The organism is Kitasatospora sp. NPDC057500, assembly GCF_042802195.1.
Taxonomy (GTDB): domain Bacteria; phylum Actinomycetota; class Actinomycetes; order Streptomycetales; family Streptomycetaceae; genus Kitasatospora.
Genome location: NZ_JBHVER010000044.1, coordinates 24,012 through 44,447, shown reverse-complemented (window position 1 = coordinate 44,447; position 20,436 = coordinate 24,012). Strand labels below are relative to the sequence as shown.

The following is a 20,436-nucleotide window of genomic DNA, read 5'->3' as shown; positions in this document are numbered from 1 at the left end:
CCGGGATCCTCCGGACGGCGGCGGGCGCCGCTGCCTTCACCTGCCTTCAGGGATGCGGAGCCAGGCTCTTACTTGGTCGTACCGATGTTCAGGTAGTCGTACTCACCCGAGAAGGCCGACGTGGACACGAGGTTGGTGGCGTTCTCCGGGCGGTACAGGAAGACCTTGAAGTCGGTCAGCGGGACGTAGACCGCCTGCTCCATGACCTTCTTGTCGATGTCGGCGTAGATCTTCTCGCGGGCCGCCTGGTCCGGGTTGACCGCGGCGTCGTCGAGCAGCTTGTTGATCGCGGGGTCGTTCAGCGAGGGCAGGTTGCTGTTGCCGGCGGGCTTGATCGCCCGGCCGTCGACGATCTGCTGCAGGAAGCCGTAGCCGGTCGGCCAGTCGGCACCCCACTGCATCATCATCAGGCCGATGTTGTGCTCCTTGGCGAACGCCGGGGCACCGGCGGCGTCGCCCAGGTACTTGGCCTGCGGGAACTGCTGGATCTCGGCGTTGATGCCGACCTTCTTCAGCGCGGCCTGGATCGAGGTGGCGGCGGCGACCTCGGTGGCGCGCTCGGTGCGGGCGGAGAGCACGGTGTTGATGCTGTCCTTGCCGCAGGCCTTCAGGGCCTCCTTGGCCTTGGCCTCGTCGCCCTTGTTGTCCTTGGTCTCCCACAGGTTGAAGTCCTGGTGGCCCGGGATGTCCGGCGGGAGCATGGTGTTGGCGACCTGGCCGCGGACCGGGCCGCCGAGCGCGGTCTGCACCGAGACCTTGTCGACCGCGAACTGGACGGCCTTGCGGCACTCGATGTTGTCGAACGGCGCGACCTGGGTGTTGATCGCCATGTAGACCTTGCGGCCGCCGTAGGCGTTGTCGGTGCTGGCCTTGAGCTTCGGGTTCTGCAGGATCTGCGCCTGGGTCTGCGGGTCGACGCCGCCACCCACCAGGTCGACCTGGGCGTTGCCGGCCAGCAGGTCCTTGTCGATGGTGGCCTGGTCGATGTTCATCCGCAGCACGATCTTGTCCGGCAGCTGCTTGCGGATCGGGTCGGTGCTCGGGTCCCAGTTGGTGTTCGGGACCAGGACGGCCTGCTTGCCGTCCTCGTAGGACTCGAACTTGAAGGAGCCGGAGGAGACGATCTTCTTGACGTACTCCGCGCCGGTGTCCTTGGCCTGCGGGACCGGGGCCGTCTGCGGGGCGCTGACCAGGTAGTCGAAGTCGGCGAAGGCGTGCTTCAGGTGGAAGACGATCGTGGTGTCGTCGGGCGTCTCGATCGACTTCAGGTCGCCGGTCTTGTCCTTGTACGGACCCGCGTACGGCGTCTCGTTGTCGACCAGCAGCTCCTTGAAGTACGTCGGGCCGTTGGAGTTGACCTCCGGCGCGAAGTTGGAGCGCACGACGGCGTACTTGACGTCCTTCGAGGTGATCGGGGTGCCGTCGTCGAACTTCAGGCCCTTGCGCAGCTTGTACGTCCAGGTCAGGCCGTCCGGGCTGACCTGGCCGAGCGACTCGGCGAGGTCCGGGACGATCTTGGCCCCGGCCGGGCCGGCGCCCGGCGCGAAGGTGGTGAGCGGACGGCCGTACAGGCGCGCGAAGTTGTAGATGTAGGCGTAGTACGTGTTGCCCGGGTCGAGCGAGTCCGGGGTGCCCTTCATCTCGAAGGTGACCGTGCCGCCCTTCTTGTCCGAGGCGTTGACGATGCCCTTGGTGGCCGCGTTGGCCCCGGAGCCGCCGGCGGCCTCGGTGCCGGAGGCGGTGGACTTGGTGTCGTCGCTCTTGGAGCCCGACGAGCATCCGGTGACGACCAGGACCGCGGCCGCGGCAGCGGCGGTCAGCGCGACGGTACGGGACCTACGCATGGGTGAGATCAACCCCTTGAGGAAGTGGTGGCCGAACGAGGGATCCTGACGCTTGGTCAGTTGCTCTTGGGATCGAGGGCGTCACGCAGCCCGTCGCCGAGCAGGTTGAAGGCGAGCACGGTGATGAAGATCGCCAGACCGGGGACCACCATGTACTGGGGGTCCACCTGGTAGTACCGGATCGCGTCCTGGAGCATCCCGCCCCAGGAGGCCTGCGGAGGCTGGATACCGACGCCGAGGAAGCTCAGCCCGGCCTCGAAGAGGATGTTGGTCGGGATCAGCAGGGTCGCGTAGACCAGGATCGGACCGACCAGGTTGGGCAGCAGTTCCTTGAACAGGATGAACGGCCCCCGGGCGCCGAGGCTGCGGGCCGCGTAGACGAACTCGCGCTCGCGCAGCGAGATGGTCTGCCCGCGCACGATCCGGCCGATGTAGGGCCAGTTGAAGAAGCCGATCACGAAGATCAGCACCATGATGTGCAGCGGGAGGCCGTGCAGGCCGAACGCGCCGCCCTGCAGCGAGGTGGAGATCGCGATGGCGAAGAGCAGCAGCGGGAAGGCGAGGAAGACGTCCATCACCCGGCTGATCAGGGTGTCCACCCAGCCGCCGTAGTAGCCGGCCATGATGCCGAGCACCACGCCGATGGCGTTGGAGATCACGGTCGCGCCGAAGGCGACCAGCAGGGAGACCCAGGAGCCCTCGATGACGCGGGTGAGCAGGTCGCGGCCCTGCAGCGGGTCGATGCCGAGCGGGTGGTCCCAGCTCATGCCGCCCCAGTCGCCCCTCGGCAGGCCGCCGAGGTCGGCGTCCAGCAGGTCCTGGTGGAGGGCGTCGGGGTCCAGGCCGAAGACCGACTCGATCGGCTTGGCCAGCACGGCGAGCAGGATCAGCAGGATCACCACGACACCGCCGATGACGGCGGCCTTGTCCCGCTTGAAGCGGGTCCAGGCGATCTGGCCGAGCGAGCGGCCCTCGATCTTCTTCGCCGGGCTCGCGGCGGCGTCTGCCCCCGGCGCCTTCCCGGCGGTCTTGATGGGTGCGGTCATGGTCAGTTCGGTCCCCTCGCCGACGGTGGCCGGCCCACGGGTGCCGGACGCCGGGATCGGCGGCTCGGCTGGTGCGGACGTGCTTGGGTGCGGACGTGCGTGAGGTGCAGGTGCGGGACTGTTTCCCAGCGGTACGACGTGCTCAGTACTGCTGCCACGCGGGATGGGCTTCGCGTGGATCATGCGGTCCGTCAGCGCGTTCGCCTTTGTGGGGCGCCAACCACGCGCGGCGGCTGTTGCAGAACTCTCTGCCATCCGAACTGGCTTGCGCCAGCCCTGACAACCGACAGATGCCCAACTGTGATCTGTACGCATGCACCTCCACGATCTTCGGCATATCCCTCTTCACATAGCTGTAACAGCCATGTCAAGATGGCCGCCTGCCACTTCGGCGAGATCGTCCGGAAAAACACCGAAACCGGCCTGACATGTTGTCAAGCCGGTTCCGGTGGAAGAATGTTCGGCGCGTCCGCCCGGTCAGCGACCGGGGTAGCCGGGCCACGGCTGCTGCGGCGGCTGCTGCCCCGGCCAGCCCTGGGACGGCGGATGCGTGCCGTAGCCGAAGCCCTGGCCCTGGGCCGGCCCCTGCTGCGAGGCGTACGGCGGCGGGGGCACCGGCGGGTACGGACCCGTCTGCGGCCGTCCGTGCCCGGAGGCCTCCCGGTCGTAGAACGGGCGTGCGTTGGCCCGCATCCACAGCGCCACCGGGTCGTACTCGTCCGCCATCGCCACCGTCGAGACCGCGAGCCCCTCCGGCGCGACCGCGATCGCCCGCTGCATCAGCGCCCGCACGGCCTCCACCGTGGGCGGCGAACTCTCGTACAGGTCGAGGCCGATGGCCAGGTACGGTTCGCCCACCGACGGACGCACCCAGGCCCGGCGCAGCGCCTTCACCGCGCGCACCTCGACCGCCTGCCGCTCCAGCAGCGCGAAGAACTGCTGCGCCGGCACCTGGGGCTCGCTCAGCTTCAGCGGCCCGGCCGGCAGCCGGTCCAGCCCGGCGGCGACCCGCCGCAGGTCCGCCCACGGCACGCCCACCCCGCCGCCCGGGGCGTGCGGGTTCAGCCAGAGCCCCCACCGGGTCCGGTACAGCGAGGCCGCGATCTCCCGCCCGGAGATCACCTCGTGCGCCCGCGCCCAGCCGGACGCCGCCAACTGCTCGGGCGAGGTGACGGCCGGCGCGTACCCGTGACCGCTGATCTCCATGTTCCCGTACTGGGCGTCCGCACTGCCCGGCGTGCCGTGCCAGAGCAGCATCCAGACCCGGCCCTCGGCGAGCGCGTGCAGCATCGTCTCGTAGGCCTCGTACCGCTCCGGCGCCACCTCGCGCAGCGCGCGCTCCAGCGCGCCCGGATCCGGGCGTCCGGTGGGCGCCTGGCCCCAGGGCCCCGGTGCACCGCCAGCTACCGATCCCGCACTCATGCGCCCACCTCGCTGCGCTTCTTCGTTCCTCGTCCGTCACCGGCGGCCCGGCGGCCGTCAGCACGAACCCTATGGGGCGGCCGCCGACCGCCGCCACGCCGACGTGCCAGGGTTCGCACCGCCACCCCGCCCGCACCCCGTCCGGCGGATGCCGGAGGGACGGCGGGAGGCCGGATCAGCCCCGCACGTAGAACGGCGCGACCCGGTTCACCAACCAGTCGACCACCGGATCGTCCGCGAGGTCGAGCAGTACGAGGTGGACGCCGCCGGGCAGCGGCGCGGTTCCCAGCGCCCGCCCCAATGCCCCGTTCACCGCAACCGGGTCGGCCGGGGCCAGCGGATCCAGCTGGACGCCCACGAACATCACGGTCGGCTCGCCCTCGACGCTCGCCAGCGCGCGCCGCGCGGTCAGTACCCCCGGCAGCGCCGCGAGTTCGCCGCGGCAGGCGGCCAGGAACGCCTCCGGGTCCTCCCCCGGCACCGGCTCGCGCAGCGCCACCCGGCCGCCCTGCGGCGCGTCCGGGTCGCCGTCCCAGCGGTCCTCGCGCGGTCCGCGGCGCAGCTCCGCCACGCCCTCCGGCGGCACCGGGATGCCCACCGCCGCCTCGGGGTTGACCGCGATGCCCACGCCCAGCGGCAGGCCGCGGGCGAACTCCCACACCGGGGCGACCGCGAAGGCCATCCCCGGCGCCTGCTGGAGGAACACCTCCTGGGAGGAGAACACCGGGACATAGGGGTCGCCGGCCAGTTCGATCATCGGCAGGTCCAGCGATCCCCCCTGCGGGTCGCCGCCCGACGGCAGCGGGATCCACACCTGGCTGCGCGCCAGCACCTCGATCACCCGGGGGGTGGCACCCGGGTCGCCGAGCGCGGCGGTGAGCACCTGCTCCAGCTCGTTGGCCGGCCACGCGCCGCCCGGCGGCGCCGACTCCGGCCCGCCCCACCCCTGCTGCTCCACCGGGTACCCCATCCGCCGCCGTACCGTCCTCTGCTCTCCGATGCCCGCAGCCTAGCGTTTCGGCCCCCCGCGCCGGGCTGCCAGGCCGGACGTGAGGGAGTCCCCCTCCCCTCATCCGTGCGGACGTGCCATGATGTGCGCGTCTGCGGTGGCATCCACCCAGGCCCCTCCAACTCCATACCGGCCGCTCGAACCCGCGCGGGAGAGTCCGGAGTGCCCCCGTCAGGCGGCACAGCCGGCGCCGAAGGAGCAAGTCCTCCCCGGAATCTCTCAGGCACCCCTACCGCACGGGTTAGGCACATCTGGAAAGCGGCGCACGGCCCTGCCGTCCGCCCACCCACGGTGCAAGCCGCCATGCTGTCCCTTGCAGGGCAGTGGACGGTGAAGCTCTCAGGTTCGACGACAGATGGGGAGACCCACGCCGCCGCATGCCCGCGTGCAGGGTCCGCCGCCCCCGAAGCAGGGCCGGTCCCGGCGCGCGCACCCCTGAGTGCCCCGACCGAGGAGTTCCTGGCCATGTCGTCCCTCCGCCTCACCGCGCTCGACGCGCTGCACCGCGCCCTCGGCGCCACCATGACCGACTTCGCCGGCTGGGACATGCCGCTGCGCTACGGCAGCGAGCGCGAGGAGCACCTCGCCGTCCGCACCAAGGCGGGTCTGTTCGACCTCTCCCACATGGGCGAGATCACCATCACCGGCCCGCAGGCCGGCGAGATGCTGGACCACGCCCTGGTCGGCTTCGTCTCCGCGCTCGGCGAGCTGCGCGCCCGCTACACCATGATCTGCGCCGAGGACGGCGGCATCCTGGACGACCTGATCGTCTACCGCCTGCGCGAGGACGCCTTCCTGGTCGTCGCCAACGCCTCCAACGCCCAGCTGGTGCTGGACGAGCTGATCGCCCGGGCCAAGGGCTACAACGCGGTGGTCTCCGACGACCGCGACGCCTACGCGCTGATCGCCGTCCAGGGCCCGGAGTCCACCGCGATCCTGGCCGGCACCACCGGGGCCGACCTGCCCGGCCTGAAGTACTACGCGATCCTCCCGGCCCAGGTGGCCGGCCGCGACGTGCTGCTCGCCCGCACCGGCTACACCGGCGAGGACGGCTTCGAGATCTTCTGCAACCCGGGCGACGCCGAGCAGATCTGGCAGGCGCTGACCGAGGCCGGCGCCGACCGCGGCCTGGTCCCCTGCGGCCTGTCCTGCCGCGACACGCTGCGCCTGGAGGCCGGCATGCCGCTGTACGGCCACGAGCTGTCCACCGACCTGACCCCGTTCGACGCGGGCCTGGGCCGGGTCGTGCGCTTCGACAAGACCACCAACGAGGGCGCCTTCGTCGGCCGCAAGGCCCTGGAGCGGGCCGCCGCCGAGGCCGAGGCCAACCCGCCGCGGGTGCTGGTCGGCCTGGTTTCCGAGGGCAAGCGGGTGCCGCGCGCCGAGTACACCGTGGTCTCCGCCGACGGCGAGGCGATCGGCCGGATCACCTCCGGCGCGCCCTCCCCCACCCTGGAGAAGCCGATCGCGATGGCCTACGTGGACGCGGCCCACGCCACCCCCGGCTCCACCGTCGCGGTGGACGTGCGCGGCAAGCACGAGCCGGTCCAGGTCGTGGCGCTGCCGTTCTACAAGCGCGCCCGCTGACCCTCCCCCACCTGATTTCCCCGCGAGGAACGTCCGCGCGCCGGGCCGCTTCGTCGTACCCGCTTCCCATCCTGGAGAATGACGCCATGAGCAACCCCCAGCACCTGCAGTACACCGAGGAGCACGAGTGGCTGACCGCCGCCGACGCCGACGGTGTGTCCACGATCGGCATCACCCAGCACGCCGCCGACGCCCTCGGTGACATCGTCTACGTGGAGCTCCCCGAGGTCGGCACCACCGTGACCGCCGGCGAGACCTGCGGCGAGCTGGAGTCGACCAAGTCGGTCAGCGACCTGTTCTCGCCGGTGACCGGTGAGGTCACCGAGGTCAACGAGGACGTCAAGAACGACAACAGCCTGGTCAACGGCGAGCCGTTCGAGGGTGGCTGGCTGTTCAAGGTCCGCGTCGAGTCGACCGGCCCGCTCCTGAGCGCCGACGAGTACACCGCGCTCACCAACCCCTCGGCCTGAGCCACCGCCGGGGCGGCCGCCGCAGCGCGGCCGCCCCGCCGCCGCGGCTCCTCCCCCTCTCCTCCCGGGAAGACTCCACCATGACGGTTCTGAACCAGTCCCTGCACGCCCTCGACCCGGAGATCGCCGCCGCGGTCGACGCCGAGCTGCACCGCCAGCAGACCACCCTGGAGATGATCGCCTCCGAGAACTTCGCCCCGGTGGCGGTCATGGAGGCCCAGGGCTCGGTCCTGACCAACAAGTACGCCGAGGGCTACCCCGGCCGCCGCTACTACGGCGGGTGCGAGCACGTCGACGTGGTCGAGCAGATCGCCATCGACCGGATCAAGGCCCTGTTCGGCGCCGAGCACGCCAACGTCCAGCCGCACTCCGGCGCGCAGGCCAACGCCGCCGCGATGTTCGCGCTGATCAAGCCGGGCGACACCATCCTGGGCCTGAACCTGGCCCACGGCGGTCACCTGACCCACGGCATGAAGATCAACTTCTCCGGCAAGCTCTACAACGTCGCCCCCTACCACGTGGACGACAAGAGCGGCCAGGTCGACATGGCGGAGGTCGAGCGCCTCGCCAAGGAGCACCGCCCGCAGCTGATCATCGCCGGCTGGTCCGCCTACCCGCGCCAGCTCGACTTCGCCGAGTTCCGCCGGATCGCCGACGAGGTCGGCGCGCTGCTGATGGTCGACATGGCCCACTTCGCCGGCCTGGTCGCCGCGGGCCTGCACCCCAACCCGGTGCCGTTCGCGGACGTGGTCACCACCACCACCCACAAGACCCTGGGCGGCCCGCGCGGCGGCGTCATCCTCTCCAAGGCCGAGCACGCCAAGAAGATCAACTCCGCGGTCTTCCCCGGCCAGCAGGGCGGCCCGCTGGAGCACGTCATCGCCGGCAAGGCCGTCGCCTTCAAGGTCGCCGCCTCGGAGGAGTTCAAGGAGCGCCAGCAGCGCACCCTGGACGGCGCCCGGATCCTCGCCGAGCGCCTGCTCCAGGCCGACGTCACCGAGGCCGGCGTCTCGGTGCTGTCCGGCGGCACCGACGTCCACCTCGTCCTGGTCGACCTGCGCAACAGCCAGCTCGACGGCCAGCAGGCCGAGGACCGGCTGCACGAGGTCGGCATCACCGTCAACCGCAACGCCATCCCGAACGACCCGCGCCCGCCGATGGTCACCTCCGGCCTGCGGATCGGCACCCCGGCGCTCGCCACCCGCGGCTTCCGGGCCGAGGACTTCCGCGAGGTCGCCGACATCATCGCCGAGGCCCTGAAGCCCGCCTTCGACGAGGGCACCGCCGAGGCGCTCAAGGCCCGGGTCACCGCCCTGGCCGAGAAGTACCCGCTCTACCCGAACCTGTAGGACCTGTCGTTCGGCGTCTGGTGACCGGGCTCACTCCGCCCGGACACCGGGGATTCCGGGGCACCGCGCACACTGGAGAGTGCGCGCGGTGCCCCGTCCCGTGTCAGCCGCCCGACCGCCCCTCCCGTCTCCCCCTCCCTGCCGGCACCACCCACGAGACCAGACAAGGACGTCCCTCCGTGGCCATCAGCGTCTTCGACCTCTTCTCCATCGGCATCGGTCCGTCCAGTTCCCACACCGTCGGCCCGATGCGCGCCGCCCGGATGTTCGCCCGCCGCCTGAAGTCGGAGGGCCTGCTCACCGAGGTGACGGCCGTCCGCGCCGAGCTCTACGGCTCGCTGGGCGCCACCGGCCACGGCCACGGCACCCCGAAGGCGGTGCTGCTGGGCCTGGAGAACCACTCCCCGCGCACGGTCGACGTCGACCAGGCCGACCGCGACGTCGAGCGGATCACCGCCGAGAAGCGGATCAACCTGCTCGGCGTCCACGCCATCGACTTCGACCCGGACAGCCAGCTGGTGCTGCACCGGCGCCGCTCGCTGCCGTACCACGCGAACGGCATGACCCTGTGGGCCTTCCGGGCCGACGGCTCCACCGTGCTGGAGAAGACCTACTACTCGGTCGGCGGCGGCTTCGTCGTCGACGAGGACGCCATCGGCGCGGACCGGGTCAAGCCCGACGACACCGTGCTGAAGTACCCCTTCCGCACCGGCGAGGAGCTGCTGCGCCTGACCCGGGAGACCGGCCTGTCCATCTCCGGCCTGATGCTGGAGAACGAGAAGGCCTGGCGCACCGAGGAGGAGATCCGCGCCGGACTGCTGGAGATCTGGCGGGTCATGCAGGAGTGCGTCCGGGCCGGCATGTCCCGCGAGGGCATACTCCCCGGCGGCCTCAAGGTGCGCCGCCGGGCCGCCGCGGCCGCCCGCGCGCTGCGCGCCGAGGGCATCGGCCCGGCCAACGCGATGGAGTGGGTGACCCTCTACGCGATGGCGGTCAACGAGGAGAACGCCTCCGGCCGCCGGGTGGTGACCGCCCCGACCAACGGCGCGGCCGGCATCATCCCCGCCGTCCTGCACTACTACCTGAACTTCATCCCGGGCGCCGACGAGGACGGCATCGTCCGCTTCCTCCTCGCCGCCGGCGCGATCGGCATGCTCTTCAAGGAGAACGCCTCCATCTCCGGCGCCGAGGTCGGCTGCCAGGGCGAGGTCGGCTCCGCCTGCTCGATGGCCGCCGGCGGTCTCGCCGAGGTCCTCGGCGGCAGCCCCGAGCAGGTCGAGAACGCCGCCGAGATCGGCATCGAGCACAACCTCGGCCTCACCTGCGACCCGGTCGGCGGCCTGGTCCAGATCCCCTGCATCGAGCGCAACGGCATGGCCTCCGTCAAGGCCGTCACCGCCGCCCGGATGGCCCTGCGCGGCGACGGCCGCCACCACGTCTCCCTCGACAAGGCGATCAAGACCATGAAGGAGACCGGTGCGGACATGAAGATCAAGTACAAGGAGACCTCGCGCGGCGGCCTCGCCGTCAACGTCATCGAGTGCTGACGCCTCCCCCGGCACCTCCCCCCGCCCGTTCCCCGGCCCGTTCCCCCGGCGGCGCACCGGGCCGGCCGCACGCTCGCCCGCGCGGGTGAACCCCTCCGGGCCCGGACACCCCGGGGCCCGGAGGGTGCCATGGTGACCGGGACAGCACCACACGAACCCCGGGGGAACGTGCATGACCAGCACCCGCTTCGGCGTCCGCACCCTCACCACCCTGCTGCTGGCCGCCGCCGTCGGCGCGGCCGGCACCGGGCCGGCGGCGGCGCGCGCGGCGCTGCCGGACGCCACCGACGAGGCCTTCGCCGAGGACTGCCTGCGCGCCCACAACGAGTACCGCGCCCGCCACGGCGTCCCGGCGCTGACCCTGGACCCCACCGTCCAGGACTACGCCAGGACCCGGGTCGCCCGGCTCTCCACGTACGAGGGGCTCTCCGGCGGCCACCACGGCCTCGACCCCGCGTACGGCGAGAACCAGTCCTGGTTCGGCAACAGCGCCGACGTCCGGGCCGGCTGCCGCCAGGCCGTGGACAGCTGGTACGGGCAGCACCGGAACTACGACTACCAGCAGCCCGGCTTCGCCAACTCCACCGGCCTGTTCACCCAGGTGGTCTGGAAGTCCTCCACCCGCCTGGGCTGCGCCCGCGCCTTCGGCCGCGGCAGCACCTGGTACGAGACGTACGTCGTCTGCAACTACGGCCCGCCGGGCAACGTCATCGGCCAGTTCCCGGAGAACGTCCTCCCCCCGCGCGCCTGAGTCAGCAGCTCCCCCGGTACGGCACACCGGGCAGGCGGACACCCCACTGCCCGCGGTCCAGCCCGCCCCCGCCCGACGGCACACGTCCGCCGCGGCGGCGTCCGGCGCGCCCCCGGTCCGCTGCGGCGGCGCATGCGATCCGGCGGCGTTCAGCACCGCCGGGTCCGCCGGGAACGCGAGGTCGAGCACACCGTCCCCGGCCCTGGGGAAGGGCGAGCCGACGGGGAGGAGGGGCCGAGGTCCCGGAGCCGTACGGCGCCGTGGTGGCCGGCGGCTGGAACACCTCCGCGCCGGCGGCCGCGGCGCGCTCGGCGAGCGCGTCCGCGTCCGGCACGTGGACGCGCAGGGCGACGCTCGTGCCGCCGAGCACGGTCGGGGCGGTGAACGGCGCGCCGTCCGCGACGTCCCCCGGCATCAGGACGGACCGCCCGATGCCGATCTCCGCGTGCAGCACCCCGCCCCCGGGTGCCTCGATCCGGACGTCCTCGCGCGCCCCGAAGGCCCGCACGTGGAAGTCGATCGCGCCGGCGGCATCACCGACCATGACGTGCGGAACGGCCGCGTACCGGTAGCGCTCGGGAACGAAGCCGTCGTCGGCACCGGTCATGGCGTCGCCCCCTCCACAGGTGCCACCGGTCGTCCACCGGCGGCCCGGGGAACACCGTGGGAATTGAAGCCGGCTTCAGGTCAAGCGCCCTCTGTCGGACCCGTCTGCGAAGGTGTGGCCCATGACCACGGAATCCCCCTCGCCCGACCTGCTGCCGCTCGACGCGTTCTGGGCGCTGATCGCGGACGCCGGCACCCGGGCCGCGTCGGAGCCGACGTTCGCCGACCGCCTGACCGAACTGCTGACCGGGCGGACCCGGGACGAGGTCGTCGCGTTCGAGCGCCGGTTCACGGCGCTGCACGACGCGCTGTACCGCTGGGACGTGTGGGCCGCCGGGTACCTCATCGGCGGCGGCTGCTCGGACGACTCGTTCATCGACTTCCGCACCGGGGTGATCGCCCTCGGCCGGGACCGGTACGGGCGCGTCCTCGCCGCGCCCGACAGCCTCGCCGGGTTTCCGGGGGAACCGGAGGAGTTGGAGGAGATCTTCGACGAGGACACCAACTACGCGGCGGCGAAGGCGTTCGAGGCCGTGCACGGCGACGAGGAGGAGTGGCACGAACTGCTCGCGGATCCCCACCGCCCCGCCTCGCACGAGCCCGTGGGCGAGGACTTCGACTTCGACGACGACGAGGAGATGCGGCGCAGGCTCCCGGGCCTGGCCGCGCTGTTCCTGTGATGCTCCTGCGACGCCGCCAATAGTGCCGATCATGAATAATCTCAGGCCACGGCGTGAACCTATGCAAATTCCCAAGGTGAACTAGGTTACAAACCTTGAAATCGAAGCCATCCGGTTTGCCCACATGCTGAGATCCATGCGATAGTCGAAGCGTCCAACGGCGGACGTCACCAACCTGACGCGCGCACCGCCGTGGGCAGATGACTTCGGCTGGCCCGACCTGGCACGGCCGACGCCCATCGCGCGGCACGCACCCCCTTGGCCGGCGCGATGACTTGCAGGGGCCCCCAGCCACCGGACCACGGTGATGTCGGGGGCCCCGCGTGTTTTCCCGGCCGGACGGCCGCCCCGTGCGCTCAGACCCGCTCGCGGACCTTCAGCTCGAACCACACGCCCTTGCCGCGGGGCAACAAGTCGGCGCCCCAGCGGTCGGCCAGGTCGTCGACCACCTGGAGCCCGCGCCCGCGTTCGTTGGCGGGCACCGGCTCGGCCAGGATCATGCACGGCAGCGCCCGCGAGGAGTCCCGCACCTCCACCCGGACCCAGCCCGGCTTGCGCACCACGTGCAGTCCGATCGTCCGGCCGGCGGCGTGCCGCACCGCGTTGGCGACGAGTTCGCTGGTGAGTAACTCGCCGACCTCCAGGTGCTGGTGGAGGTCCCAGGCCTCCAGGGCCGTGAGCACCAGCCGGCGCGCCAACGGGCCGGTCGCCGGCCGGGACGGCAGCCGCACCTCGCGCGGCGTGTCCCGGTCGCACAATCTCCCGACGTACAACTGCTCCAGCTCGTCGGAGCTGAGTCGTTCCAGCGCCGCGAGGGCGTCCTTGAACGGCTCCAACGACACGTCAGCAACCAAGCTGGATCCCGGAAGTGATGACTGATCTGTTTCGCCCCAACCCGCCATGCGGTCCATCATTGCGGAACGCAAGCGGCCGCGTACGGACAATGAGCAAACGATCACGGGTGTTTCGGCATATGCCGCGTGCAACCCGAACCCGCGTTCGGGCAGGTCCGGGTCACGGCGTGCCGGGTGTCACCGGGCCTGGTGTCACCAGGCGCTCCAGTCGAGGTTCCAGCCGCTGAGGCCGTTGTCCGGCGCGACTCGGCCGCGGGCGGAGTTCTGCACGGCGACGACGTCCCCGACCAGCGACCCGTCGTAGAACCTGCCCGCCGAGGTGCCCGGGCCGCCGCCCTTGACGTCCTTCAGGCCCACGCAGCCGTGGCTGACGTTGTCCTCGCCGAAGGCGTTGCTCCAGTAGTTGCCGTGCAGATAGGTGCCGGAGGCGGTGAGCCGCATGGAGTGCGGGACCTGGAGGTCGTAGGGCTCGCCGGTCATCCCGGGCAGGGTGCTGGACCGCATCCGCACCACCCCCTCCTTGGACATCACGACCATGGTGCCGTTCCAGGTCGGGTGCTCGGGCGAGCCGGAGGTGATCTCGACGACCGAGCTCCGGCCGTCCTCGACCACCGTCATCAGGTGCGTCCGGGCGTCAACCGTCGAAATCCGGGATCGCCCGATAGTGAAGGGCTCGTCCCGGTCGACTCCCCCGTAGACGCCCGGTGCGATCTCCACGTTCTTCAGCCGGTACTGGACGGTGACCTTCGTGCCCGGGGTCCAGTACTTCTCGGGACGGAAGTCCAGGCGGTCCGAGCCGAACCAGTGGCCCTTCACCACGGTGCCGTCGCTGGTCCTGAAGGTGATGCCCTTCGCCACCGCCTCCTTGTTCTGCACGTCCCGGTCGAAGGCGACCGAGACGATCATGCCGACGCCGTAGGTGGCGCCGTCGTCGACGTTGTCGCTCGCCTCCGCCTCGCGCTCGGGCGTCAGCGTGGTGAAGCTGCTGTCCGCCGAGGCGACCACGCCGCCGGCATCGGCCGCCAGCGCGCTCACCCGGTAGGCGGTGCCGACCGCGAGCGGGCCGGACGGGGTCCAGCTCGAACCGTCGGCGGCGAGGGTGCCGGCCACCTCCTGGCCGGCCTTGTCGCTCACCTTGACGGCCGTCAGGCGGCCACCGGAGACGGCGACCTTGAGCGCGCCGGCCGGGGCGACGTCCACCGCGCCCGCCTTCGGCTGGATGTCCACCACGGCCTGCGAGGCCTTGGGCGCGGCGCTCGTGGGGGGCGCGCTCGTGGGGGCGGCCGGGGTCGGGGCCGTCGACGCGGCCGGGGCGGACGGCGCCGACGGGGCCCCCGCGGCCCCGCCCGCGCCGAGCTCCGCCTTGGCCGCGCTCGCGCCCCCGTTCCCGGATCCGCCGCCACCGCCGCCGCAGGCGCTGGTCAGGACCAGCGCTCCCCCGACCAGACCGGCGGCCACCACCGTGCGTATCGACCTCACCGTCGGCTCCCTCCCTCGCGTTCCGGCGTCCGTCAGATACACGCACCGTCCGCCGGAAAGGTTGCGCCGTCCGGGGCACGACCTGCCCGGGGAACGACCTGCGCGGGGAACGCGACCGGCCCGGCCCCCATGTGAGGGGGTCGGGCCGGTCGTCGCCGCGCCGGGGCCGTCGGGCCTACCGGCGGGTGGGGCCTACCAGTTCGCCCAGCCGATGTTCCAGCCGCTCAGGCCGTTGTCCGGGGCGACGGTCTTCTCCTTGGAGTTCTTGATGACGATGACGTCGCCGATCATCGAGTCGTTGAAGAACTTGCCCGCCACCGAGCTGTCGCTGCCGCCCTTCTCGTCCTGCATCGAGATGCAGCCGTGGCTGGCGTTGGTCTTGCCGAACGGGTTCGCCCAGTAGTTGCCGTGCACGAAGGTGCCGGACTTGGTCAGCCGCATCGCGTGCGGCACGTCCGGGATGTCGTACTCGCCGCCGAGGCCGACGGTCTGCGAGTTCATCCGGGTGACCTTCTCCTTGGACATGACCACCATGGTCCCGTTCCAGGAGGGGTTCTTCTCGTCGCCCAGGGTCACCGGCACGGTGTGGCTCGCACCGGACCTGGTCACCGTCATCTGGTGGCTGGCGGAGTCGGCCACCGAGACCTGGGAGCGGCCGATGGTGAACGGCTCGTCCTTGTCGACGTCGCCGTAGATGCCCGGGGCGACCTCGACGTTCTTCAGCCGGTACTTGATGGTGACCTTGGTGCCGGGCTCCCAGTACTTCTCGGGGCGGAAGTCCAGGCGCTTCGAGCCGAACCAGTGGCCCTTCACCGTCGTGCCGTTGCTGGTCTCGAAGGTGATGCCCTGCGCGACCGCGTCCTTGTTCTTGATCTCCTTGTTGAACTCCACCGAGACGATCATGCCGACGCCGTACGTGCCGTTGTCGGCGATGTTGTCGTTGGTGGAGACCTTCTTCGCCGGGGTCAGCGTGGTGAACGCGGTGGTGGACGCGGCCACCAGGCCCTCGGCGTCGGTGGCCTGGGCGTTCACCTTGTACGCCATGCCGACGGCCAGCGCGGCGTCGGGCTTCCAGCCGCTGCCGTCCGCGCTGATGGCGCCCGCGACCGGCTTGCCCTCCTTGTCGGTCACCTCGACCGCGGTGAGCTTGCCGTTGGTCACGCCGACCTTGAGCGCGTCCGGGGCGACGTCCTGGGCGCCGTCCTTGGGCTCGACGGACAGCACGGCGGCCGAGGTCTTCGGCGTGGTCGCACTCGGGGTCGGCGTGCCGCCGTCACCGGCGCCCCCCGCACCGTTGGTGCCGGCCGTCGCGGCGGTGTCGCCGCCGCCGGCGTCCTTGTCGTCGTCGCCGCCGCACGCCGCGGTGAGCAGCAGGACACCGCCCATCGCCAACGCCACCGCGCTCTGACGCACGCGACGGCGGGTGACGGTGGTACGTATCGCGGCGTCGGCCGCCCTAACCGGCTTCACGGTTTCTCCCCTCCCGGTGTTCATCCTGATGGACGCCCTGTTCGCCCGACGGGTTGCACCGGACCGGCGATCATTCGCGCCGGGCTTCCGGCGCGGCAAGCAGGATAGCTGGGCCGAACGGGTGAATCCTGGGGAGGTTACCGGTGAACCCGGGTGAAGATCATCCGCGCTTGACCGTCAGGGGGCGGCCGTCTGGGACGGGCTCGCGGAAGGGGTCGCGGCAGGGGTCGCGGACGGCGCCGGGGAGGGGGTCGCGGGCGGACTCACCGGCGGGCTCGCGGACGGGCTCGCGGACGGACTCACCGGCGGGCCCGGGGACGGCGCCGGGGAGGGCCGGAGGGCGCTCCCGGCCACCCACTGCGCCCAGGAGAGGTTCCAGCCGTTCAGGCCGTTGTTCGACGGCACCACGTCCCCCGTCGCGGCCCGCACCTCGAACACGTCCCCCGGGATGGTGTGCTCGAACAGCCAGCCCGCCGGGGTCTCGCCGCTCGCCCCGCCCTTGACGTCGGCCAGGCCGATGCAGCCGTGGCTGGTGTTGGCGGTGCCGAACACCGACGGGTTCGCCCAGTAGTTGCCGTGCACGAAGGTGCCCGAGTTGGTCAGCCGCATCGCGTGCGGCACGTCCTTGATGTCGTACTCGTCGCCCATCCCGACGGTCTGCGAGTTCATCCGGGTGACCTTGTACTTCTCGGACACCACGAGCACGCCCCGGTACGTCGGGTGCTTGTCGTCCCCGCCCGACACCTTGAGCGTGCGCACCGTCCGGCCGCCCTGCCCGGCCCGGACGGTGAGTGTGCGGGCGTCCAGGTCGACGGTGGACACCTGGGCCCGGCCGACGGTGAACCGGACGTCCTTGCTCTGGGTACCGAACTCGCCCGGCGCGCCCTGCACGTCCTTGAGCCGCAGCGCGACCGTCACCCTGGTGCCCGCCGGCCAGTAGTCGCGGGGGCGGAAGTCCAGTCGCTGGCCGCCGAACCAGTGCGCGGCCACCTCTACCGGCGGGTCGGCGGTCACCGCGATCGCGCGCTCGACCGCGGCGCGGTCGGTGATCGCACGGCTGAACCGCAGCGACACCGGCATGCCGACGCCGACCGTGGAGCCGTCCTCGGGGGTGAAGAAGGCGACGAAGGTGTGGGAGGGGGCCATCGTGGAGAAGTCGGCGTGCTGGACCGCCCGCAGGCCCTGGTCGTCCTCGGCGACGGCGTCCAGGGTGAACGCGGTGGCCAGCGGCAGCGGGCCGTCCGGCGCCCAGCCGGTGCCGTCCGGGGAGAGCGTGCCGGGGACCTCGGCGCCCCGGGTGTCGGCGAGCCGGACGGAGACCAGCCGGCCCTGGGCGACCGCCACCCGGACCGGGCCCTCGGGCGGCAGGTTCTGGGTGTCGTCGGCGGGCACGGCGGTGATCGTCGCCTTGGACGCCGGCGGCGGCCCGGCCGGCCCGCTGGTCGGGGCGGCGTCCCCGTTCACGCCCTCCGGCACACCTCCGCCGCCGGCGCACCCGGCCAGCACCGCCAGGCAGCAGCCCAGCGCCGCCAGCCGCCGTACCCACATCCGGGGCCTCCCACCCTCGCCGTCCAACACCCCCACAACGAGGCCGATCCCCCCGTGGACACGCCGCCCCGACCGACCGACTCCCACCCCCACGGAGCAGGAAGTCGGCCCCGCCGACTTCCTGCTCCAGCGCCCACCAGATTCTGTAGACCGGTCGGCATATTCCATCCCGAGGGCGGCGGGCACGCGGGCGTAGCGGAGTGGGAAGTCGGACCCGCCGACTTCCTGCTCCAGCACCCCCAGGAATCAGTAGACCGGTCGACATAGTCCACCCCCCGCCGCAGGCACGCGCGGGTGCAAGGAGTGGGAAGTCGGACCCGCCGACTTCCCACTCCAACACACCCCAGAATCAGTAGACCGGTCGACATAATCCACCCCAGGGCGGCGGGGCGGTGGGGCGGGGGGAGGGGTCGGCGGGGCGGGCTTCGCGGGTGTGTGCACGGGCGCCATCTGCCGGTAAGACGGTGTTCAGCCGCTTCCGTCCGGTGTGAACAGGGAATGAGAGTCCGCACGGGGTCCGGGACACTCCGGCAGGGAGGGCAGCGCCATGGCGTCAGGGCAGGAGTCGGCGACCGCCGTACGCGCGCAGCCCGGCGGCGCGGTGCCGTGGCCGGGCAGCCGGCAGCCGCTCGGCGCCCGCTTCCACCCCGGCCCGGACGGCCGCCCCGGCACCAACTTCGCGCTCTGGGCCGGCGGCGCCGAGGCCGTCGACCTCTGCCTCTTCGACGACGACGGCCGCGAGACCCGGCTGCGCCTCACCGAGCAGGACGCCCAGACCTGGCACGGCTTCGTCCCCGGCGTCCTCCCCGGCACCCGCTACGGCTACCGCGTGCACGGCCGCTGGGACCCGTGGACCGGCGCCCGGTGGAACCCGGCGAAGCTGCTGCTGGACCCCTACGCCCGCGCCGTCGACGGCGCCTACACCTCCCACGACGCGGTCTGCGCCGCCGTCCGCGGCTGGCCCGAGGCGGACGTCGCCGACACCGTCAGGGACAACCGCGACTCGGCCCCGTACGTTCCCCGATCCGTCGTCGTCCGGGACGACGACGACTGGTCCGACGACCACCGCCCCAAGACCCCCTGGGCCGAGACCGTCCTGTACGAGCTGCACGTGCGCGGCTTCACCCTCCGCCACCCCGGCGTCCCGCCCGCCCTGCGCGGCACCTACGCCGGCCTCGCCCACCCCGCCGCCCTCGCCCACCTCACCGGGCTCGGCGTCACCGCGGTCGAGCTGCTCCCCGTCCACCAGCACGTCAGCGAGGACCACCTCCAGGCCCGCGGCCTCGTCAACTACTGGGGCTACAACACCGTCGGCTACTTCGCCCCGCACGCCGGCTACTCCGCCTCCGGCTCGCGCGGCGGCCAGGTCGGCGAGTTCAAGCGGATGGTCCGCGCGCTGCACGCGGCCGGCATCGAGGTGATCCTCGACGTGGTCTACAACCACACCGCCGAGGGCGCCGAGAGGGGCCCCTCGCTGTTCCTGCGCGGCGTCGACAACGCCGGCCACTACCGCCTCCCGCCCAACCGCCCGCGCGGCTACGCGGACTACACCGGCTGCGGCAACACCCTGGACACCCGCCGCCCCCCGGTGATCCGGCTGATCACCGACTCGCTGCGGTACTGGGTGCACGAGATGGGCGTCGACGGCTTCCGCTTCGACCTCGCCGCCGCCCTCGCCCGCGGCGGCGGCCACGGCGGCGACGAGGTCACCACGGACCACCCGCTGCTCACCGCCATCGCCCAGGACCCGCTGCTCAGCCGGGTGAAGCTGATCGCCGAGCCCTGGGACGTCGGCCCGGGCGGCTACCGGGTGGGCGGCTTCCCGCCCCCGTGGGCCGAGTGGAACGACCGCTACCGCGACACCGTACGGGACTTCTGGCGCGGCGCCCGCCCCGACGTCCGGGAGCTCGGCTACCGCCTCTCCGGGTCCTCCGACCTGTACCAGCACGCCGGCCGCCGCCCGTACGCCTCCGTCAACTACGTCACCGCGCACGACGGTTTCACCCTGCGCGACCTCGTCTCCTACGACCGCAAGCACAACGAGGCCAACGGCGAGGGCAACCGGGACGGCACCGACGACAACCGCTCCTGGAACCACGGCGCCGAGGGCGAGAGCGCCGACCCCGGCGTCATCGCGCTGCGCCACCGCCAACTGCGCAACCTCACAGCCACCCTGCTACTCTCCGCCGGCGTCCCGATGCTCACCGCCGGGGACGAGTTCGGCCGCACCCAGGGCGGCAACAACAACGCCTACTGCCAGGACAGCGAAGTGAGCTGGCTGGACTGGTCGTTGCTGGACGACCCGGCCTGGCGCGACCTCCACGCGTTCACCGCCGCACTGGTCCGGCTGCGCCGCCGCCACCCCGTGCTCCGGAGGCGGGCGTTCTTCTCCGGCCGCGCCACTTCTCCGGACGGTCGGCCCGATCTGGTCTGGTTCACCCCGCTTGGCCGGGACATGACCGAGACCGACTGGTTTACGCCGTCCGCATCACTGGGCATGCTCCTGTCGGGAACCGCCATGTCCGAGCGCGACGCCTACGGCCGTCCACTGCTCGACGACAGCTTCCTGTTGCTCCTCAACGCGGGTGCGCGCCCCCTTCCCTTCGTCCTGCCCGGGGCCCCGTGGACGGCCGAGAGCACCCGCTACGAGACCGTCGTCGACACCGCCGGCGAGGGCGGCGACGGCCCCACCGGTCTACACCTCCCGAACGACACCGTGCTGCTCACCGGCCGCTCGCTGCACCTTTTCCGGGCAACGCCCTGATCCGGCCGAG

Annotated in this window: 16 protein-coding genes and 1 riboswitch; of the genes, 7 read left to right on the top strand and 9 right to left on the bottom strand. The window is 72.0% G+C overall.

From position 1 onward, the window contains the following. Positions 1–68: 68 nt before the first annotated feature. The 4 genes from ACFU74_RS12835 to ACFU74_RS12820 form a co-directional block, all read right to left on the bottom strand. Positions 69–1,844, bottom strand: coding sequence for an ABC transporter substrate-binding protein (locus ACFU74_RS12835; RefSeq protein WP_380755679.1), 1,776 nt, complete (start codon positions 1,842–1,844; stop codon positions 69–71). A gap of 56 nt (positions 1,845–1,900) precedes the next feature. Next, positions 1,901–2,890, bottom strand: coding sequence for an ABC transporter permease (locus ACFU74_RS12830; RefSeq protein WP_380755678.1), 990 nt, complete (start codon positions 2,888–2,890; stop codon positions 1,901–1,903). A 477-nt stretch (positions 2,891–3,367) separates the two neighbouring features. Continuing rightward, the gene (locus ACFU74_RS12825; protein ID WP_380755677.1) at positions 3,368–4,312 is read right to left on the bottom strand and encodes an enhanced serine sensitivity protein SseB C-terminal domain-containing protein; all 945 of its coding nucleotides are present in this window, start codon (positions 4,310–4,312) and stop codon (positions 3,368–3,370) included. A 175-nt stretch (positions 4,313–4,487) separates the two neighbouring features. Beyond that, positions 4,488–5,282, bottom strand: coding sequence for an enhanced serine sensitivity protein SseB (locus ACFU74_RS12820; RefSeq protein WP_380755675.1), 795 nt, complete (start codon positions 5,280–5,282; stop codon positions 4,488–4,490). 177 nt (positions 5,283–5,459) lie between these two features. Beyond that, a riboswitch (glycine riboswitch) is annotated at positions 5,460–5,566 on the top strand. Positions 5,567–5,786: 220 nt separating this feature from the next. Between ACFU74_RS12820 and gcvT the strand changes: the two genes are divergently transcribed. The 5 genes from gcvT to ACFU74_RS12795 all read left to right on the top strand — a co-directional run bounded on the left by gcvT (position 5,787) and on the right by ACFU74_RS12795 (position 11,025). Further along, a complete protein-coding gene (gene gcvT, locus ACFU74_RS12815; protein ID WP_380755674.1) occupies positions 5,787–6,908 on the top strand; it encodes a glycine cleavage system aminomethyltransferase GcvT in 1,122 nt (373 codons plus the stop codon). An 86-nt stretch (positions 6,909–6,994) separates the two neighbouring features. Further along, on the top strand, positions 6,995–7,378 hold the full coding sequence (gene gcvH, locus ACFU74_RS12810) for a glycine cleavage system protein GcvH (RefSeq protein WP_380755672.1): 384 nt from the start codon (positions 6,995–6,997) through the stop codon (positions 7,376–7,378). An 80-nt stretch (positions 7,379–7,458) separates the two neighbouring features. Further along, positions 7,459–8,727 (top strand): serine hydroxymethyltransferase, encoded by a 1,269-nt coding sequence (gene glyA, locus ACFU74_RS12805; RefSeq protein WP_380755670.1) that lies wholly within the window; start codon positions 7,459–7,461, stop codon positions 8,725–8,727. A 179-nt stretch (positions 8,728–8,906) separates the two neighbouring features. Continuing rightward, positions 8,907–10,274, top strand: a complete 1,368-nt coding sequence (locus tag ACFU74_RS12800; protein WP_380755668.1) for an L-serine ammonia-lyase — start codon at positions 8,907–8,909, stop codon at positions 10,272–10,274. A gap of 172 nt (positions 10,275–10,446) precedes the next feature. After that, positions 10,447–11,025 carry a CAP family protein gene (locus ACFU74_RS12795; protein WP_380755666.1) on the top strand — a complete coding sequence of 193 codons (579 nt, stop codon included), beginning with the start codon at positions 10,447–10,449 and terminating at the stop codon, positions 11,023–11,025. 1 nt (position 11,026) lies between these two features. Here the strand turns inward: ACFU74_RS12795 and ACFU74_RS12790 are convergent, their stop codons facing one another. Then, a complete protein-coding gene (locus tag ACFU74_RS12790; RefSeq protein WP_380755664.1) occupies positions 11,027–11,632 on the bottom strand; it encodes a VOC family protein in 606 nt (201 codons plus the stop codon). 121 nt (positions 11,633–11,753) lie between these two features. On the opposite strand from ACFU74_RS12790, the gene ACFU74_RS12785 reads away from it, so the two are divergent. Continuing rightward, positions 11,754–12,311, top strand: coding sequence for a DUF4240 domain-containing protein (locus ACFU74_RS12785; RefSeq protein ID WP_380755662.1), 558 nt, complete (start codon positions 11,754–11,756; stop codon positions 12,309–12,311). A 356-nt stretch (positions 12,312–12,667) separates the two neighbouring features. On the opposite strand, the gene ACFU74_RS12780 is transcribed toward ACFU74_RS12785, so the two are convergent. The 4 genes from ACFU74_RS12780 to ACFU74_RS12765 form a co-directional block, all read right to left on the bottom strand. After that, the gene (locus ACFU74_RS12780; RefSeq protein ID WP_380755660.1) at positions 12,668–13,165 is read right to left on the bottom strand and encodes an ATP-binding protein; all 498 of its coding nucleotides are present in this window, start codon (positions 13,163–13,165) and stop codon (positions 12,668–12,670) included. 192 nt (positions 13,166–13,357) lie between these two features. Further along, positions 13,358–14,644, bottom strand: a complete 1,287-nt coding sequence (locus tag ACFU74_RS12775) for an Ig-like domain-containing protein (RefSeq protein ID WP_380755658.1) — start codon at positions 14,642–14,644, stop codon at positions 13,358–13,360. A gap of 192 nt (positions 14,645–14,836) precedes the next feature. Continuing rightward, the gene (locus tag ACFU74_RS12770; RefSeq protein WP_380755656.1) at positions 14,837–16,057 is read right to left on the bottom strand and encodes an Ig-like domain-containing protein; all 1,221 of its coding nucleotides are present in this window, start codon (positions 16,055–16,057) and stop codon (positions 14,837–14,839) included. A 234-nt stretch (positions 16,058–16,291) separates the two neighbouring features. Further along, positions 16,292–17,662 carry an Ig-like domain-containing protein gene (locus tag ACFU74_RS12765; RefSeq protein WP_380755654.1) on the bottom strand — a complete coding sequence of 457 codons (1,371 nt, stop codon included), beginning with the start codon at positions 17,660–17,662 and terminating at the stop codon, positions 16,292–16,294. Between the two features lie 547 nt (positions 17,663–18,209). On the opposite strand from ACFU74_RS12765, the gene glgX reads away from it, so the two are divergent. Beyond that, the gene (gene glgX / locus ACFU74_RS12760; RefSeq protein ID WP_380755652.1) at positions 18,210–20,426 is read left to right on the top strand and encodes a glycogen debranching protein GlgX; all 2,217 of its coding nucleotides are present in this window, start codon (positions 18,210–18,212) and stop codon (positions 20,424–20,426) included. Positions 20,427–20,436 lie beyond the last annotated feature (10 nt).